The sequence below is a fragment of the Parabacteroides sp. APC149_11_2_Y6 genome (genome assembly GCF_054506995.1).
Map to the genome: position 1 here is coordinate 384,864 of NZ_CP173709.1, position 17,772 is coordinate 402,635.

The 17,772-nt window shown below is 41.7% G+C and carries 15 protein-coding genes; 7 read left to right on the forward strand and 8 right to left on the reverse strand.

Going from position 1 to position 17,772, the window contains the following annotated elements:
• Nucleotides 1–752: 752 nt before the first annotated feature.
• Together nadC and ACGE0T_RS01625 are read right to left on the reverse strand one after the other, a co-directional pair.
• Entirely contained in the window at nucleotides 753–1,592 is an 840-nt protein-coding gene (gene nadC, locus ACGE0T_RS01620) for a carboxylating nicotinate-nucleotide diphosphorylase (RefSeq protein ID WP_459188818.1), read from the reverse strand.
• A 4-nt stretch (nucleotides 1,593–1,596) separates the two neighbouring features.
• Nucleotides 1,597–1,968, reverse strand: coding sequence for a DUF4783 domain-containing protein (locus ACGE0T_RS01625; RefSeq protein WP_459188819.1), 372 nt, complete (start codon nucleotides 1,966–1,968; stop codon nucleotides 1,597–1,599).
• An 89-nt stretch (nucleotides 1,969–2,057) separates the two neighbouring features.
• On the opposite strand from ACGE0T_RS01625, the gene rlmH reads away from it, so the two are divergent.
• Together rlmH and ACGE0T_RS01635 are read left to right on the forward strand one after the other, a co-directional pair.
• Entirely contained in the window at nucleotides 2,058–2,531 is a 474-nt protein-coding gene (gene rlmH / locus ACGE0T_RS01630) for a 23S rRNA (pseudouridine(1915)-N(3))-methyltransferase RlmH (RefSeq protein WP_459188820.1), read from the forward strand.
• Nucleotides 2,532–2,614: 83 nt separating this feature from the next.
• Nucleotides 2,615–3,355 carry a DUF4396 domain-containing protein gene (locus ACGE0T_RS01635; protein WP_459188821.1) on the forward strand — a complete coding sequence of 247 codons (741 nt, stop codon included), beginning with the start codon at nucleotides 2,615–2,617 and terminating at the stop codon, nucleotides 3,353–3,355.
• Between the two features lie 6 nt (nucleotides 3,356–3,361).
• Here the strand turns inward: ACGE0T_RS01635 and ACGE0T_RS01640 are convergent, their stop codons facing one another.
• A complete protein-coding gene (locus ACGE0T_RS01640; protein ID WP_459188822.1) occupies nucleotides 3,362–5,566 on the reverse strand; it encodes a sodium-translocating pyrophosphatase in 2,205 nt (734 codons plus the stop codon).
• A 181-nt stretch (nucleotides 5,567–5,747) separates the two neighbouring features.
• Here ACGE0T_RS01640 and ACGE0T_RS01645 point away from each other — a divergent pair, with 181 nt between their 5' ends.
• From ACGE0T_RS01645 to ACGE0T_RS01655, 3 genes are all read left to right on the forward strand, one after another.
• The gene (locus tag ACGE0T_RS01645; RefSeq protein WP_459188823.1) at nucleotides 5,748–6,587 is read left to right on the forward strand and encodes a patatin-like phospholipase family protein; all 840 of its coding nucleotides are present in this window, start codon (nucleotides 5,748–5,750) and stop codon (nucleotides 6,585–6,587) included.
• Between the two features lie 59 nt (nucleotides 6,588–6,646).
• Complete coding sequence (locus ACGE0T_RS01650) at nucleotides 6,647–8,344, forward strand: alpha-amylase family protein (RefSeq protein ID WP_459188824.1); 1,698 nt, start codon at nucleotides 6,647–6,649, stop codon at nucleotides 8,342–8,344.
• A gap of 128 nt (nucleotides 8,345–8,472) precedes the next feature.
• The gene (locus ACGE0T_RS01655) at nucleotides 8,473–9,414 is read left to right on the forward strand and encodes a ribose-phosphate pyrophosphokinase (RefSeq protein ID WP_459188825.1); all 942 of its coding nucleotides are present in this window, start codon (nucleotides 8,473–8,475) and stop codon (nucleotides 9,412–9,414) included.
• Between the two features lie 241 nt (nucleotides 9,415–9,655).
• Here the strand turns inward: ACGE0T_RS01655 and ACGE0T_RS01660 are convergent, their stop codons facing one another.
• From ACGE0T_RS01660 to mnmA, 5 genes are all read right to left on the reverse strand, one after another.
• Nucleotides 9,656–9,940, reverse strand: a complete 285-nt coding sequence (locus tag ACGE0T_RS01660; protein ID WP_459188826.1) for a winged helix-turn-helix domain-containing protein — start codon at nucleotides 9,938–9,940, stop codon at nucleotides 9,656–9,658.
• Complete coding sequence (locus ACGE0T_RS01665) at nucleotides 9,925–10,554, reverse strand: hypothetical protein (protein ID WP_459190394.1); 630 nt, start codon at nucleotides 10,552–10,554, stop codon at nucleotides 9,925–9,927. Before ACGE0T_RS01665 ends, ACGE0T_RS01660 begins: the two co-directional genes overlap by 16 nt.
• A gap of 82 nt (nucleotides 10,555–10,636) precedes the next feature.
• The gene (locus ACGE0T_RS01670) at nucleotides 10,637–13,012 is read right to left on the reverse strand and encodes an outer membrane beta-barrel protein (protein ID WP_459188827.1); all 2,376 of its coding nucleotides are present in this window, start codon (nucleotides 13,010–13,012) and stop codon (nucleotides 10,637–10,639) included.
• Nucleotides 13,013–13,016: 4 nt separating this feature from the next.
• The gene (locus tag ACGE0T_RS01675; RefSeq protein WP_459188828.1) at nucleotides 13,017–13,448 is read right to left on the reverse strand and encodes a DUF2141 domain-containing protein; all 432 of its coding nucleotides are present in this window, start codon (nucleotides 13,446–13,448) and stop codon (nucleotides 13,017–13,019) included.
• Nucleotides 13,449–13,783: 335 nt separating this feature from the next.
• Complete coding sequence (gene mnmA / locus ACGE0T_RS01680) at nucleotides 13,784–14,860, reverse strand: tRNA 2-thiouridine(34) synthase MnmA (RefSeq protein ID WP_459188829.1); 1,077 nt, start codon at nucleotides 14,858–14,860, stop codon at nucleotides 13,784–13,786.
• Between the two features lie 127 nt (nucleotides 14,861–14,987).
• Here mnmA and ACGE0T_RS01685 point away from each other — a divergent pair, with 127 nt between their 5' ends.
• Together ACGE0T_RS01685 and ACGE0T_RS01690 are read left to right on the forward strand one after the other, a co-directional pair.
• A complete protein-coding gene (locus ACGE0T_RS01685; RefSeq protein ID WP_459188830.1) occupies nucleotides 14,988–17,045 on the forward strand; it encodes a dipeptidyl-peptidase 3 family protein in 2,058 nt (685 codons plus the stop codon).
• A gap of 6 nt (nucleotides 17,046–17,051) precedes the next feature.
• Complete coding sequence (locus ACGE0T_RS01690; protein ID WP_459188831.1) at nucleotides 17,052–17,735, forward strand: DNA alkylation repair protein; 684 nt, start codon at nucleotides 17,052–17,054, stop codon at nucleotides 17,733–17,735.
• Nucleotides 17,736–17,772: the final 37 nt, after the last annotated feature.

The window sequence follows — 17,772 nt, forward strand, 5'->3', positions numbered from 1 at the left end:
AGTGACAGTTGACAGGTGACAATTGGTGGGATTTTGTCATTTTGACAAAATGACAAAATAACCTGCCGATATGCGGCTTGTATGGGTATAGGCACGGGATGCGTTGCAAATATGCGATTCTCGTGAGGTTTGTATTTGTCGATTTGTAGATGTGGAAGGTAAAATGCTTGCTAATTGATATAGGATGAAAATTGATTTATTAGGCACGGATTTCACGGATGACACGGATTAATAAAGATAGAAAATGTATTAATCCGTGTCATCCGTGAAATCCGTGCCTAATAATATTGTTGCGTTTTTCGAAAAATAACAATCTATTTGATATCTGTGTAAGGTTCGGTTTTCTAACCATTCTGGATCTGCGTCCCTGCCAAATAGCGTCTAAAAATGAAACATATATGCTTTGAAATCGAAACATATATGTTTTAAAGTTAAAATACAGGTGTTTTGCCGCGCAGATTATTGGATTTTTATGCGCAGATAGTTGGAATTAGTACCGCTACTAATTGAAATTACCCTCCGAGTAAATGTAAAAAGTTACCGGATTTTCCCATAAAAGTCCTTTTTACTCCGATAAAGCAGCCCTATTTATCCTAAAAAGCCTTTTATGCTGATTGCTTAGGTCAGCATAAAAGGCTTTATTTTGTAAATTTGTTATGTCTTTTCCTTAAAGACGAACATTTTGTAATATTATAGCCCGGCCATATCTTCCAGCCTAACTGTCAACTGTCACTTGTCAACTGTCACCTGTTTCAACACGCCTTTAAGCTCATGTCCAAGCTCTTAACCGAATGAGTCAGTGCACCTACCGAAATGTAGTCAACTCCACATTCAGCATAATCGCGTAAGGTGTCGAAAGTGATACCGCCGGATGATTCTGTTTCAAAACGTCCACCAATCATCTCGACTGCTTTCTTTGTATTTTCGACATTGAAGTTATCTAACATGATGCGGTCGATACCTCCCACATTCATGGCTTGCTGTAACTCATCGAAGTTGCGGACTTCAATTTCTATTTTCAGGTTTTTACCTTTTTCTTTCAGGTAGTTCTGAGCACGTGTAATCGCCTGTTCGATACCTCCGGCAAAATCAACGTGATTATCTTTCAGCAAAATCATATCGAAAAGACCGATGCGATGGTTCACTCCTCCGCCAATCTTAACCGCTTCTTTTTCGAGCATACGCATGCCCGGAGTCGTCTTACGGGTATCTAAAACATGCGTTTTTGTACCTTCCAGCGCTTTCACATATTTGCGGGTAGTTGTAGCAATACCGCTCATGCGCTGCATGACATTCAGCATCAAACGTTCGGTCTGTAATAATGATTGGACTTTTCCTTCTACGGTGAAAGCAATATCGCCTTTTTTAACTTCAGTTCCGTCATGGATGAAAATGTTCATTTTCAGTTCCGGGTCGAAGTAATGGAAAATACGTTTTGCCATTTCCACACCAGCCAATACGCCATCTTCCTTGATGATTAACTGGCTTTTACCCATAGCTGTTTCAGGAATACAACACAAAGTTGTATGGTCGCCGTCACCTATGTCTTCTGCAAATGCTAATTTAATTAAGTCGTCGATTAGTTGATCCATTTTTTTATTCTATTCTGATTGATTGTATGATTGCTTTGTTTCCGTCTGCCCGGTAAGTAATGTTTACACGGTATTCACCCGAAGCTGTAGGCAACTTTCCTACAAAGAAACCACTATCGTTCTTATCTGCATGATGAACAACCGTAAACCCGGTGGGTTTATTTTTATTGAAAAATGCATTTAAAATCGAAACAGCTTCGTTACCATCACATTTTTTTGATGTACCCGGGAGAGCTACATCCACTTCTGTATCCATTGATCCGTTAAGCGAAGAGGCATTACCTCCTTTGAAAGCATTCGATATCGGGATAATATCAGCTGCCATTACACTAAGGAATGAAAGAAACAATGCCAACGTGAGAAATAATCGTTTCATAAGTTTTCTCCTCTTTTTGTTAGTATTATGATGCAAAGGTATGTATTTTTTCCTGTAACTTAGCGCTTTCAATCTCTAAATGTGAATGGATGAAGATAGCACTGATTGTAATAGGAAAGACGGACGCCGGTTATTTTGTGGATGCCATTAATGAATATAAGAAACGTTTGGTTCATTATATACCTTTCGAAATGGAGGTAATTCCGGACATAAAGAACGTAAAGAATATGTCGGAAATCCAGCAAAAAGAGAAAGAGGGGGAGTTGATTCTCAAATTTTTGCAACCGGGGGATTATCTGGTTTTACTGGACGAGAAAGGCAAAGACTTTACTTCCCTCCAATTTGCCGCTTATCTTGAAAAGAAGATGCATACAATACCAAAAAGGCTTGTCTTCATCATTGGTGGCCCTTATGGGTTTAGTGAGGCTGTTTATGGTGCCGCTTCCGAAAAAATATCGTTAAGTAAGATGACTTTTTCCCATCAAATGGTGCGCTTGATTTTTATAGAGCAGATTTACAGGGCAATGACGATACTGAATAATGAGCCTTACCATCATGAGTGAATCTATAGAGGAATAAGCCAAACAAAAAGAAACCTTTATTTGTTTCTCTCCTGAAACTGAATAAATTAAACAAAGAAACACGTATGGCTTTTTTTACTATTATCTCAATTATTTCTTTGGGACTGGCATTATTAAGTGCTGTGATAGTACTGTTCCACGTCAGTCGCCACAGCCAACCGATGGTTATAATGAATGTGGTCTGGCCTTTGACTGCTTTATGGAGCGGCTTGGCTGGTTTATGGTGTTATTTCTCTTTTGGCAAAACATCTAAAGGCATGGCAAAACAAATGGATATGCCGGAGGATGATATGTCTGCGATGGATATGCCGGATATGAATATGTCTGGTAATATGAAAAGTATGGATATGGAGCCGACTGGTTTTAGGCAAAAGGTAATGTTATCTACTTTTCATTGTGGAGCAGGGTGTACTTTAGCTGATATTTTTGGAGAGAGCTTTGGACATCGTGTTTTAGAAGCGGCAGGTTTATCGGGTATAGGGTGGAACTGGGGGCTGGATTATTTGCTGGCTTTAATTATCGGAGCTTTTTTTCAATATGCGGCAATTCGTCCGATGATGAAGCAGCAATCAGTACCCAAGGTGTTTATAAAAGCGTTTCGGATTGATTTTTTGTCGCTGACCGTGTGGCAAATCGGTATGTACCTGTTTACTTCATTCATATTCTTTGTCGTATTGCCACAACCTTTAGTTTGTAATGATTGGAGATTTTGGTTTGTTATGCAATTGGCAATGTGCGCAGGTTTTATCCTTGCTTATCCGATGAATGGATATTTGATAAGGAAAGGGATAAAACCTGCGATGTAATATCTTTTAGAATAAGCTCCATGCAACCGTAAGTCCTGCCATTACGATGGCAACCATACTCATCAGCTTGATCAGGATGTTGAGGCTCGGGCCGGAAGTATCTTTAAACGGATCGCCAACGGTATCGCCGACAACCGTTGCTTTGTGGGTTTCACTTCCTTTTCCTCCATGGTTACCTTCTTCTACATGTTTCTTAGCGTTATCCCATGCGCCACCGGCATTCGCCATAAAAATAGCAAGGACAAATCCGGTGCTTAAACCACCGATTAACAGACCGACAACTCCCGGTACACCGAATATCAGTCCGGTAACGATCGGGGCGATAATAGCAAGAAGGGATGGTACGATCATTTCCTTTTGGGCTCCTTTGGTGGAGATACCTACGCAGCGTGCATAGTCCGGCTCTGCTTTTCCTGTCAGGATACCGGGGATTTCTTTAAATTGACGGCGTACTTCTTCTACCATATGGCCTGCCGCGCGTCCTACTGCATTCATGGTAAGCCCGCAGAACATAAAAGCCATCATGGAACCGAGGAACATGCCGGAAAGGACTTTCGGATTCATAAGTGTTACATCATAGTAAATCATGAAATCCGGGAAAGAAGCTTTGCTTATGTCGATAGTCCGTCCATCGGCGAAGGATAAAACCGTTTCACCCAAGCGGATTAGTCCTATTTTTATTTCTTCTATATAAGAAGCTAATAAAGCAAGTCCGGTGAGGGCTGCTGAACCGATGGCGAAGCCTTTGCCTGTTGCTGCCGTTGTGTTACCCAGCGAATCGAGGGCATCCGTACGTTTACGTACTTCTTTGCCTAATCCGCTCATTTCTGCATTACCTCCGGCATTATCGGCTATAGGCCCGTAAGCATCGGTAGCCAAAGTAATACCTAAGGTAGAAAGCATGCCGACTGCTGCAATACCAATTCCGTAAAGTCCCATACCAACATTTCCGAAATCAAATCCGGAAGCAAACAGGAATGAACAGATGATTCCGAGAACAACAGCAATAACGGGGATTGCCGTAGACAGCATACCTAATCCGAGTCCGGAAATGATTACGGTAGCAGGGCCTGTAAGCCCGGCTGCTGATACACGCTGAGTCGGTTTATAAGATTGTGAAGTATAATATTCCGTAGCTTGTCCGATTATAATGCCGACTATTAATCCGGTAATAACGGAACAGCTGATCCAGAACCAGTTGTCCAGTCCTAATAAATAAAGGATACCGAATGTGCAGATAGCTATCAATACCGAACTAAGGTTTGTTCCGATAGAAAGAGCTTTCAATAATTGCTTGATTGTGGCATTTTCATTTGTACGGACGGCAAATATACCGATGACTGAGAGTATAATACCAACGGCTGCAATCAACATGGGTGCGATAACGGCCTTGTACTGCATTTCCACATTCCCGGAGGATACGAATGCCGCAGCTCCCAATGCAGCGGTAGCAAGAATAGAACCGCAATACGATTCGTATAAGTCGGCTCCCATGCCGGCTACATCACCTACATTATCACCTACGTTGTCGGCTATGGTTGCCGGGTTGCGAGGGTCGTCTTCCGGAATACCGGCTTCAACTTTACCAACGAGGTCTGCTCCGACATCCGCCGCTTTTGTATAGATGCCACCACCTACACGGGCGAAGAGCGCTTGTGTGGATGCTCCCATACCGAAAGTAAGCATGGTTGTCGTTATGATAGTCAGTTTATGTGTAGGGTCCATGGCTTCCGGAGGAATGCAGGCATTCAATAAAAGATACCAGAACGAAATATCCAGTAATCCGAGTCCTACTACTACCAATCCCATAACAGCACCGCTACGGAATGCAATTTGTAGTCCGCTGTTTAGGGAATTACGTGCGGCATTTGCTGTGCGTGCCGAAGCATAAGTAGCCGTTTTCATGCCTAAAAAACCTGCTAATCCCGAGAAGAAACCACCGGTTAGAAATGCGACGGGCACCCACTCGTTTTGGACTTTAAAACCATATGCCATGATTGAAAACAGGATTACCAGCACAAGGAAAACGGAAGCCACTACCTTATACTGCTGCTTCAGGTATGACATGGCTCCTTTTCGTACGTGCAAGGCAATTTTAGCCATTAACTCAGTTCCTTCACTTTCTTTCATCATTTGCCTGAAGAAAAACCAGGCGAATACCAGCGCAATCAGGGAGGCTGCCGGTATGATCCAAAAAATAGTAGTAATCATAGCAATGAGATTTAAAATTAATGGAAATTTAAACACTTTGACATAAAGCTCTTTAAGGAATAATGAACTTTATCCGTAAATGTAACAAAAATAAAGAGGTAGAGAAACTTTTTCGGAAATAATAATGTTTCATTTTAAAAAAAACAGCATATTTGTCAATATAAAAAGAAACAAAACGCAAATGACGGAAGAAACGAACCATAAAACCTATAAATTAGGATTGGCTCTTAGCGGAGGAGGTGCGAAAGGTTTTGCTCATATCGGGGTTTTTAAATTATTGGAAGAATGCCGTTTGTCGCCGGATATAATTGTTGGAACAAGTGCCGGCTCATTAATGGGTGCGCTTTTTGCCGACGGGTATACTGCGGATGAGATTAAGGAACTTTTCACCGGGCGTGAGTTTTCTGAGTTTGCACAGTTGCAAATACCGAAATCCGGTTTGTTCGACAGTAAACGTTTTCGTTATTTCCTTAAACGCCATTTAAGGACTAAAAATATTGAGGATTTGAAAATCCCTTTGGTTGTAATGGCTACAGATCTGGATAATGGGGAAAGCCATGAATTTCGTAGTGGCCCTATCGTAGACGCAGTAACTGCTTCTTGCAGTATTCCGATAATTTTTAGTCCGGTTGTGATAAATGGCGTACATTATGTGGATGGAGGTCTTTTCCATAATTTCCCGGTATCGATAATCAGGGAAGAATGTGAGAGAGTAATAGGTGTGAATGTGAGTCCGCTTGTACCGCAAAAATATAAACAGACGATTTTTCATATAGCAGAGCGTTCTTACCATTATATGTTCCGGGCTAATACATTGGAAGACCGTGAAATGTGCGATGTGCTCATTGAAGCTGAAGAATTTGGGGATTTCAAAACTTTTGACCTGGAAAATGTGGAGAAAATAGTCAATGTAGGCTATGTTGCTGCATTTCGGTCGTTTGAGGTTGTTGTGCAGGAAAATAAAGATGAAACATTGGTGAAGGCTATTATGGCAAGGACAAATAAAGCGTTGATGCCATAGTAATTACGGTTTTGCTCCGAATTCACCCCTTAATAATTAATAAGTTGATAGTTAAAGCGATGAAACAGACAAATAAAATGGTTATTTACCAGGTCTTTCCCCGCTGGTTCGGGAATTTAAAGTCGTCCCTTGTAAAAAACGGAAGTATAGCAGATAACGGAGTTGGGAAATTTTCAGCTTTTACCTCTGTGGCATTAAATAAAATCAAAGAGCTGGGTATTACTCATGTCTGGTATACCGGCGTTATCGAACATGCAACAACTACAGATTATACGGCCTATCAGATACGCAAAGACCATGCGGCTGTTGTAAAAGGACATGCCGGTTCTCCTTATGCCATCAAGGACTATTATGATATAGACCCTGATCTGGCTGATAATGTAACCAAGCGTATGAATGAGTTCGAAGATTTGGTGAAACGTACACATGATTCCGGATTGAAAGTGATTATTGATTTTGTTCCGAACCATGTGGCACGCCAATATTATTCGGATGTGCGTATGTCGTATGTGGAAGATCTGGGACAGCATGATAATACGTCAAAGGCATTCGATCCTAATAATAATTTCTATTATATACCGGGAAATCCTCTCCAGTTGCATTTTGGTGCCCAGGAAGAAGATTTTGAATATAGTGAATTTCCTGCAAAAGCAACCGGAAACGATCATTTCGATCCTTGTCCCGGAAAGAATGACTGGTATGAAACAGTGAAACTGAATTATGGAATCGACTATGTGAACGGCCATACCCGCCATTTCGATCCTATACCTGATACTTGGACGAAGATGTTGGATATTCTGTTGTTCTGGGCTGGTAAAGGTGTGGACGGTTTCCGTTGTGATATGGCGGAAATGGTTCCTGTCGAGTTCTGGAACTGGGTAATTCCGAAAGTAAAGCAAATGCATGATGTTTGTTTTATTGCCGAGGTTTACAATCCGGCGGAGTACCGTAATTATATTTTTCAGGGACATTTCGATTATTTATATGATAAAGTCGGGTTGTATGATACATTGCGTGCAATCATGTGTAATCAAGCTCCGGCAAGTACTATATCTGCGTGTTGGCAATCGTTGGAAGGTATCCAGCATAATATGCTGAATTTCCTCGAGAACCATGATGAGCAACGAATCGCTTCTTTGTTTTTTGCTAATGACCCGCGTCCGGGTATTCCGGGCATGATAGTGGCTGCTACAATGAATTCAAATCCGGTCATGATATACAGCGGGCAGGAACTGGGAGAGCCGGGCATGGATGAGGAAGGCTTCAGCGGACTTGACGGGCGTACGACTATTTTTGATTATTGGAGCCTCGCTTCTTTGAGGAACTGGATTAATGACGGTGCGTTTGATGGCGGTAAGTTGACTCCGGAGCAACGAACTTTGCGTGAGACTTATAAGAAGCTTTTGAATATAGCAAAGAAAGAACCTCTTATCATAGAAGGAGCTTTTTATGATTTGATGTATGCAAACCAGGGTAATCCGTATTTCAATCCGCATCGGCAATATGTCTTTTTACGTAAATGGAAAAATGAAGTCTTGCTGGTTGTTGTCAATTTTGACAAGGCTGAACAGGCTGTCCGGATTAAAATACCGGCGGAAGCATTTACGGCCCTTGGCTTTGATGATAATAAAGCCGCTATGCTGACTGACCTGTTGACAGGTGAAACCAATATCAGCACACTGACGGAAGCTTGTCCTTATCAGGTCGTGATTCCTGCATATTCAGGAAAATTGCTGAAGTTTACCTACAAGGAATAATAATACAAAGTTATCGCCTTATCTTTCCGGACTTTAAAGTTTTCGGATGATAAGGCGATTATTGTAAATAAGTTTTGTACTTTTGCACCCACAATCAATCTATTTACTTTAAGATAAATATTCGGATAATGAGTGCACAAACTCCTTTCTTGGTGTTTTCGGGAACCAACTCCCGGTATCTTGCAGAGAAAATTTGCAACAGTCTTGGTTGTCCTCTGGGACAGATGAATATCCAACATTTCGCTGATGGTGAGTTCTCCGTATCTTATGAAGAATCAATTCGCGGACGTGACGTATTCCTGGTACAATCCACATTTCCTAATTCTGACAATCTGATGGAACTTCTCCTGATGATCGATGCTGCTAAGCGTGCTTCTGCACATTCTATCATCGCCGTTGTTCCTTATTTCGGCTGGGCTCGTCAGGACAGAAAGGATAAACCACGTGTTTCCATTGGAGCAAAATTAATCGCAGATATGTTGAGTACGGCAGGTATCAACCGTTTGATTACAATGGACCTGCATGCAGACCAGATACAGGGATTCTTCAATGTTCCTGTTGACCACCTTTATGCTTCATCTGTGTTCCTGGATTATATCAAGGGAGAATTGCCTTTGGATAATTTGTGTATCGCAACTCCTGACGTAGGGGGTACAAAACGTGCCAGCAGCTATTCCAAATATCTGGGCTTGCCGATGGTAATTTGCCACAAATCCCGTCTGCGTGCTAATGAAGTAGCAGAAATGCGTATCATTGGTGATGTGGAAGGTTTGGATGTTTTGCTGGTAGATGATATGGTGGACACGGCTGGAACAATTACAAAAGCTGCCAACCTGATGATGGAAAACGGAGCGAAGTCCGTTCGTGCTATCGCCAGTCATGCAGTGATGTCAGACCCTGCTTCTACACGTGTTGACCAGTCTGCTTTGACTGAAATGATTTTCACTGACTCCATACCTTATGCTAAGAAATGCGAGAAAGTAAAAGTATTGTCTGTAGCCGATATGTTTGCTGAAGCTATCCGCCGTGTATGCAGTGGGGAGTCCATCAGCTCTTTGTATGCTATTTAAGTAGAATACGATTATAATTTATATGGAAAAAGGCTGTTTCGAGAGTGAAACGGCCTTTTTGTTTTTGAACTTTTCCATTAATGAATATGCAAGCCTGATGTTTTGTGAGATGTGAAGTTGGTGAGATTCTATTTTATAAGTTTATTTTCTCAATTTGCACAGTATTACTCATGTACTTAGAATAAATGCTTATAAATCAAGGATACTAACCTGTTAAGCATGTTCTGTTTTCATAAAAATTTCACTCTCTGATATAACTTTTTAGTGCCTGTACATATTCCTCGAAAGCCTTTCTCCCGGCAGATGTAATCCTGCAGACCGTGCGGGGCTTTTTCCCTACAAAACTCTTTTCTACTTCTATATAGCCCGCCTCGTTCAGTTTGTCTATCTGTACGCTCAGGTTGCCGGCGGTAGCCTGAGTTTTTTCTTTCAGGTAGACAAATTCCGCTTCTTCCACGGATAGAAGAATGGACATGACGGCGAGCCGGAGCTGGGAATGGAGTAATGGGTCTAATTCTTTAAACATTGTTTCTTGGCTTTATGATTTACGATATGTCCGGGAATAATCATCATAAACACGAACGATAAACCGAAGTAAAGATACCACAAAATTGTAATTTTACCATCCAGTGTGAACATTGTTAGCATATAAATCGCTACTACAAAGGCAACTAAAGGTGTATAAGTCATCCAGCGTTCTTGAACGATAATGCCCGTAATCGAAACGCCGAGTCCGGCATAAATCAGAGACAGAGGCAACATAAGAATGAAATCCACATGATTGGCAAAAATTATTTCGACGGCACCTGTTGTCAGGAATGTGAGGATAAACATACAACCCATCACCTGCCATACCTGGGAAATCACTTTATCCGTATAGGTAATCACCCTCGGCGGTTTTTGTTTCTGTTTATAAGCGATTATCGGCCACATGGCAAACATTAGCATCCATCCCCAGGACCAGATATGGTTTTGAGTAAAGTGAACCAGGGCAAATAAGAGGATAGATAATGCAGCGGTGAAGTATCCCCAAAACAAGAGATAGTTGCCTTTGCCTATTTCCATGTTTTCTTTACTGGAGTTTATCATTCGGGCGATAAGTTCCAGGCTCTCTTTTTCGTTTAATTTTTTTTCTTCCATGGCTTTATTTGTTTTTGTTTTATACGTTGAATATGTTTGTTCAAAGATAACGTCATTGCCTTTAATCATCAATCGTTCCGGCTTATTTTTCATCCAGCCGGTTTCTTTCTGAACCGGAGCTTCGTTCGATGGTTGCCTTTTTTATTTTTTTGCCACTGTTGAAGTTCCAGGTTAAAGAAATTTTGAATGTCCGTCCGATACTCCCGCTCTCATAATGGCTTTGTGTCGTGTAGGCTTCGATATGGCTTGCAAAATCATTATAACGATTCAAGATATTATTGACCGAGGCAGTAATCAGAAAACGGTTTCCGGCAAGTTTTTTCCTGACGAACAGGCTGAGGATATGTCGTGGAGCGATTTCACTGTTTCCTGAGTAAAGGCGGCTTGCTCCATTGTATTGAGCTTCCAGGGTGAACTCTTCCGGTAACTTGAAAGAAGCATTCACATAGGCAAATGCCAGGTAATGATGTGCAAAAGCAGCTTTGCCTGTCATCCGTATATCCTGTTTGACTCCAACGACATTGGCAGTCAGGCTACACCATGAAGTTGGTTGCATAGGAATATTGATTGCAACGAACCAATGGTTTTCGATGTCATGGTTTTCGTAAGTGATATAAGAGACATCCGGGTTGATAGCATCCTGCTTGCAAAATTCACGAATCAGATTGTGATGCAAGTTCCCTCCTATACTTAGTACATACCGGTAATTATAAATAACGGTTGTGCTGAAACGGTTGATATAAGTCGGTTTCAGATACGGATTTCCAATGTTGTAGCTGTAGTCCGATGTTTGCAGGCGGTTCGGATTAAGCATATAGAAAGGCGGGCGTTCGATATTACGGGCATATTGTACGGCGAGCATCCATGTTTTCAGGTTGTTGAAAGCATACCTGATACTTACATTTGGGAATAGGTCGAAATAATCCAGTTTGAGATGGTCGCTCCGGTTAGAGGTCCGGGTATATTCTCCTCTTAAACCTGCGATAAAAGCCCATCTATTGATTTCCGTCGAGAAGGAGGAATATATTCCCATAATGTTTTCTTTGTATTTCAGTGCGTATCCATAAGCCGGAATTATATTCCATTGCCCGTTACCCGATAAGCCTTCATAATTCGAATTATCATCCATAAATGTATAGGTATATTTCACCCCTGCATTCAGGGATGTGCCTTTTTTAAAAGACTTTATAACCGATATATCCGACGTTATCATATCATAGGCCGCATCAGCTTGGCTTCGGTAAGTGCTGTCTTTGTTCCAATTTTTTATTTTTTGCAGGATATGATAGTCATTTTTTCCTGTTGACTTTTTATTGGCATAATCGACTATTACTTTGAAAATGCCCCTCCGGCTATCAAATTTATGAAGATAATTGGCTGTAGCGGCAAATGTATTGTATTTGTTTTTTAAGAAATAATCGCCGTTGCTGTTTATCTGAATCCCTTTTTGGGACAGTTCTGTCCGGCTATCGGAGCCGCCTTTGGACGTTTGCCCGATATATTCGATTTCCGCTCCGAAACTGTTGAGTGTATCCATCTCAAAAACAGTTCCGATACGTCCGGTTCCATACTTGGAATGAACATTAAAATCGGAAAGGCTCGAGAAGTGATTTTCAGTATCCGGATATTCCCGGATAGAAGTCATTACGCTATTGTCTTTCGGGCTGAATGTTGCTGAGGCTGTCGCATTAATCGTCCATTTGCCGGTACGCGCATTGAGTGTTCCGGAAGGGAGATAATTGTTTAAAGAGGAAGACAGAGCCGTTCCCATCATCAGGTTTCCTTGAACACCGTCATTAGGACGTTGCCGGAGTGAGATTTTGATGATACCTCCCCGTGAACTTGCTTCGTATTCGACCCCTGCTATCGGAATAACTTCTATTTGTTTTATGTTTTCCGATTTCAGCGAACGTAAATAGGAGAGAAGCTCTTCACCTGTCCATTTGATTTCGCGATTATCGACAAAAACTTTGGTGCCTTGTGCCCCATTGATGGAAATATTGTTTTCCGTAAGCCATACTCCCGGTGCTTGCGATAATAGTTCGGTTCCGTCTTTTCCGGTAGAAAGAGGAACGGATATAACGAACCGGTCCGCTTTGCGTTCGATATTTTTGGCTTGTACCACAACTTCTTTCAGTGAATAGGCAGAAGATTTTAATGAAAGGGTATCACAAACAGATGAGGATAGCGATATGCTTTTTTGTTCCGGTTCGTATCCGAGGCACTGGGCTATGAATGTATAGGTTCCGCCGGGTATTTCCATTGTAAAATTGCCTTGATCGTCAGTTATCGTTCCTGCTTTTTGTTTGCCGTCCTGTAGTAATATGACCGTTGCATATTCTACTCCGTTCCCCCGGGCATCAGCAAGGTGCCCGGAGTATACCACCGTTTCCTGTTTTTGGGCAATGCCCGGAAAGCAGGTCGTGAGGATAAGTGTGAGGAGTAGCAATCCTTTCATGGTTTTATTCGTTGGAAGGATAATACAATTTCAATTTGATAGTTTCTTCCTCTTTCCGGGTTTTACAATTCTTCATGGCATATCCTTCTGCCGGTCTTTTATCTTCGGTAAAATCCATTTGGTAATTACCGTTTTCATCATGGACGACAGAGAGGTCGAATTGTTCCCATTCGATATTTTCCAGTTTGACAGTTACTTCGCCGTTGTTTGGTTTTGCCATCCCGTAAACCGGTTTGCTCTCTTTTCCGGATTGGGCCATAACCAGGATATTCCCTTTTTCTCCCCGGATATTACTAATCTTTACAATAATAGTGCGCGCTCCGATTTGGCTGCAAATAGAAATCATAGCCAGCAGGCTTAGTAATATGATCCGTTTTATTTTCGGCTGAGCCGGAAATGAACTGTTTTTTTGATTTGAATGAGTTGTTGCTTCCATTGTTTTTTCTGTTTTTAGAATTTATAGCAAACAAGTTTATAATATAAACTACGTGCGGATAAAAAAAGTACGAGAAGCTGCGCATATCTTACTCGTACGCTGCAAATATAAATAAGTTTATATTATAAACCAAGCGAAAGTCCAATTTTTTTGTAATAGAAAGGAGGCCTCTGCGAAGATATTCGGAGTGCGGGGGTAGATGCGTTTTTCAGGTAATTTATATGATATGGAGGGGGAAACTTATATTTACGGGATTTTGAACTCATAACTATCATTTTTGAAATTCATAACTATGATTTCGGAAAATGATAGTTATGAGTTCTTTTTTTACCTGTTTATTTATCTTCATCGATAATCATTCCGCTGCCGAAACAGAGATGATGTTCTTTGTCGTATATAACGCCATATTGCCCGGGGGCTATACCTTGTATTTTATTTTCAGATTCAATACGGTAAAGGTCGCCGATACGGCGGATGCGTCCGGGAGTAAATTCCGGGGTATGGCGAATCTTGAATGTGATTTCTTTTTCACCGGTAAATTCACCCCAAGGATCTTCCGTAATAAAATCGAAGCCGTGCAGGTTGATTATCTTCCCATACTGGGTTTCCGGGTCATAGCCATTGGAAACATAGATGATATTCCGTTTGATATCTTTCTTGATAACGAACCACGGTCCTCCGCTAAGTCCGAGCCCTTTTCTTTGTCCGATGGTATGGAACCAGTAACCATTGTGTTTGCCCAATACTTTACCCGTTTCCAGCTCTACAATCTTTCCGGTACGTTTGCCCAGATAACGTTCGATAAAATCATTGTAATTGATTTTTCCCAGGAAACAGATGCCTTGGCTGTCTTTACGCTTTGCACTGGGCAGTTTTTGTTGTTCGGCAATAGCTCGTACTTCGCTTTTCATCAGATGCCCGATGGGAAACATGAGTTTCTGTATTTGCAAACGGGTAATCTGTCCTAAAAAGTCAGTCTGGTCTTTTACCGGGTCTTTGGCTGTGGAAAGCCACACTTTGCCGTTTATTTCTGTCGTCGTAGCATAATGGCCGGTTGCGATTTTATCGAAATCTTTCCCCCATTTTTCTTCAAAACAACCGAATTTGATGTATTTATTGCACATCATGTCCGGGTTAGGAGTAAGACCGCGCTTTACAGAATCTATCGTATAGCTTACCACACGGTCCCAGTATTCTTCGTGCAGTGAGACGATTTCGAAGCGGCATCCATATTTTTTTGCGATATAAGAGGTTATTTCAATGTCTTCTTCGGCAGGACAATCGATATACCCGTCTTTATCTTCCATTCCGATACGGATATAGAAGATTGTCGGATCATATCCTGCTTCTTTCAGTTGATGAACAACAACGGAGCTGTCCACCCCTCCTGATACTAATGCTGCTATTTCCATGTTTATATATAATTATACGTTGCAAAGGTACGGCATTTTTTTCAATTATGAGGGGGATTGTTTATCGGGCTAAAGTAGGAGAAGAGAGGATATTTCTTTATTTTTGCAAAAAGATAAAATCAAAATAATGAAGAATTTAATAATAACAGTTATGACAGCTATGACTATGACTGCCTGCTCCGGGCAGAAGGCTGGGAATACCAAAACTGAAACAGATGATTTCAATTATGTGGTTGACCAGTTTGCAGATTTGCAGATTTTACGTTATAAAGTGCCGGGTTTCGAAGATTTATCATTGCAACAGAAGCAATTATTATATCATCTGTCGGAAGCCGCCCAGATGGGAAGGGATATTTTGTATGACCAGAATTGCCGGTATAATTTACCGATACGGCGAACCTTGGAAGCTATTTATAAAGGATATAAGGGCGACAGGAAGGATGCACAGTTTGTCGCTTTGGAAACTTATTTGAAACGGGTGTGGTTTGCTAACGGCATTCATCACCATTATGCCGAGGATAAATTTGTTCCGGGCTTTACCCCTGAATTTTTTCAGCATTGCGTAGTACAGTTGGATGCTTCGGAACTGCCGCTTCGCGAAGGTCAGACAGTGGCACAGTTTATGGAAGAAATCAGCCCTGTTATTTTTGATCCTACCGTATTGCCGAAGCGGACGGTACAGAGTGGAGATGCCGATTTGATACTGGCTTCTGCCAACAATTATTATGGGGGTGGTATTACGCAAAAAGAAGTGGAACACTTTTATGCCGGGATGAAAGCCGGAAAAGATACAATTGCTCCGATATCCTACGGATTGAATAGCCGCTTGGTAAAAGAAAACGGCAAAATCGTAGAGAAAGTATGGAAAGTAGGAGGATTATATTCCCCGGCGATAGAGAAAATTGTTTCTGAATTGCAACAGGCTATCCCTTTTGCAGAGAATGCTATCCAGAAAGCGATTATCGAAAAGTTGATTGCTTACTACCAGAGCGGTGATTTAAAGACATTTGACGCTTATTCTATCCTTTGGGTGGAAGATGTTGTTTCGGATGTCGATTTTGTAAATGGTTTTATTGAAACCTATGGCGATCCGCTGGGGATGAAGGCCAGTTGGGAGTCTACCGTGAATTTTATTAATAAAGAGGCAACCAAACGTACAAAAGTGATTAGCGACAATGCCCAATGGTTTGAAGACCATTCTCCGGTGGACAGTCGTTTTAAAAAAGAAAAAGTAAAAGGGGTAAGCGCTAAGGTAATTACGGTTTCCATGTTGGGCGGCGATTGCTATCCGGCAACTCCGATAGGTATTAACCTGCCGAATGCGGACTGGATACGGCGTGATTTCGGTTCCAAATCGGTAACCATTGAAAATATTACGGAGGCTTATGATAAAGCTTCGCAGGGAAATGGCTTTAATGAAGAGTTTGTATGGAGCGACGTAGAACGCGAAGGGCTTGCCAAATATGGTTTTATTACGGATAATCTGCATACGGATTTGCACGAATGTCTGGGACACGGTTCCGGAAAACTGCTTCAGAATACGGACCCTGATGCGTTAAAAGCGTATAGTTCGACTTTGGAAGAAACTCGTGCGGACTTATTCGGCTTATATTATTTAGGAGATGCCAAACTGGTTGAGCTGGGACTTGTGCCGGATGCGGAAGCATACAAGGCGGAATATTATAAATATATAATGAACGGCTTGATGACACAGTTGGTCCGTATCGAACAGGGCAAGAATGTGGAAGAGGCACATATGCGCAACCGCCAGTTGATAGCTAAATGGGTATATGAGAGAGGAAAATCCGATAATGTAATCGAACTGAAAAAGAAAGACGGCAAAACGTATGTCGTAGTGAACAATTATCCTAAACTGCGGGAACTGTTCGGCAATTTATTGGCAGAAGTTCAACGGATTAAGAGTGAAGGCGATTTTGCTGCCGGAAAGAAGCTGGTAGAAGATTATGGAGTGAAAGTAGACCCTGTGTTGCATGCGGAAGTTCTCGGGCGTTATGCCAAACTGAATCTGGCACCCTATAAAGGATTTGTTAATCCTGTAATGAAAGAAGTGAAGGATAAAGCGGGAGAAGTGACGGATGTCGTACTGGATTATACGGAAGGATATGCAGACCAGATGTTGCGTTACAGTGAGAATTATTCATTCCTGCCTTCTTATAATGATTAATGGCTTATGGTTGAAGATACGATAAGAGAAATCCGGAAGCGCCTTCGTCTGGCTATGAATGGCGTTATCTCCACCAGCATGCGGGAGAAGGGGATTACCTATAAGCTGAATTTCGGAGTGCCTTTGCCTGAAATTAAACAGATTGCCGCTTCTTTCGAACCCGGGACGGAACTGGCATCGGCTCTTTGGAAAGAAGATATAAGGGAGTTCAAAATACTGGCAACTTTTTTGCAGCCGGTAGATGATTTCCCTTTAGAAAAGGCCGAACAGTGGACGGCAGAAATACCCTATTTGGAAATTGCGGAACAATGCAGCAGAAATTTGTTTTGTAAATTGCCTTATGCGGAAGACCTTGTATTGGGACTGATATTTAATACACGTGAGGAGTATGCACGGACAACCGCATTCCTTGTTTTAGGTGAGTTGTTTAAAGCAAATAAAAATGTGATTGCTCCGGTGAAAGCGGCTTTTATGATAGAGGCGATGCGTTCTTTGGCTAAACCATTGTTTGCCGCAACCTTTAAAGAGCGGCAGTCTGCCGTGAAGGCCATGAAATTCTATGGGCGGCAGTCCGTGGAACAGTCCGGGCAAATACTGAATGCTTTTGAAACTTATCCGGATTTTGAGAGCCGGCCGGACTTGAAGGAAATCTATAATGATTTGAAATTTGAATTTGATTATTACCGCTAAGGTTTTGCGTTTAAAATAAATGCGCTAACTTTGTCGG

Excerpts from the sequence above, each read along its gene's own strand:
- ACGE0T_RS01640 (WP_459188822.1), bottom strand. The coding sequence starts at position 5,566 with ATGATTACTACTATTTTTTGGATCATACCGGCAGCCTCCCTGATTGCG.
- rlmH (WP_459188820.1), top strand. The coding sequence starts at position 2,058 with ATGAAGATAGCACTGATTGTAATAGGAAAGACGGACGCCGGTTATTTT.
- ACGE0T_RS01670 (WP_459188827.1), bottom strand. The coding sequence starts at position 13,012 with ATGAAAGGATTGCTACTCCTCACACTTATCCTCACGACCTGCTTTCCG.
- mnmA (WP_459188829.1), bottom strand. The coding sequence starts at position 14,860 with ATGGAAATAGCAGCATTAGTATCAGGAGGGGTGGACAGCTCCGTTGTT.
- ACGE0T_RS01650 (WP_459188824.1), top strand. The coding sequence starts at position 6,647 with ATGAAACAGACAAATAAAATGGTTATTTACCAGGTCTTTCCCCGCTGG.
- ACGE0T_RS01675 (WP_459188828.1), bottom strand. The coding sequence starts at position 13,448 with ATGGAAGCAACAACTCATTCAAATCAAAAAAACAGTTCATTTCCGGCT.
- ACGE0T_RS01660 (WP_459188826.1), bottom strand. The coding sequence starts at position 9,940 with ATGTTTAAAGAATTAGACCCATTACTCCATTCCCAGCTCCGGCTCGCC.
- ACGE0T_RS01645 (WP_459188823.1), top strand. The coding sequence starts at position 5,748 with ATGACGGAAGAAACGAACCATAAAACCTATAAATTAGGATTGGCTCTT.
- ACGE0T_RS01635 (WP_459188821.1), top strand. The coding sequence starts at position 2,615 with ATGGCTTTTTTTACTATTATCTCAATTATTTCTTTGGGACTGGCATTA.
- ACGE0T_RS01685 (WP_459188830.1), top strand. The coding sequence starts at position 14,988 with ATGAAGAATTTAATAATAACAGTTATGACAGCTATGACTATGACTGCC.
- nadC (WP_459188818.1), bottom strand. The coding sequence starts at position 1,592 with ATGGATCAACTAATCGACGACTTAATTAAATTAGCATTTGCAGAAGAC.
- ACGE0T_RS01690 (WP_459188831.1), top strand. The coding sequence starts at position 17,052 with ATGGTTGAAGATACGATAAGAGAAATCCGGAAGCGCCTTCGTCTGGCT.
- ACGE0T_RS01665 (WP_459190394.1), bottom strand. The coding sequence starts at position 10,554 with ATGGAAGAAAAAAAATTAAACGAAAAAGAGAGCCTGGAACTTATCGCC.
- ACGE0T_RS01625 (WP_459188819.1), bottom strand. The coding sequence starts at position 1,968 with ATGAAACGATTATTTCTCACGTTGGCATTGTTTCTTTCATTCCTTAGT.
- ACGE0T_RS01655 (WP_459188825.1), top strand. The coding sequence starts at position 8,473 with ATGAGTGCACAAACTCCTTTCTTGGTGTTTTCGGGAACCAACTCCCGG.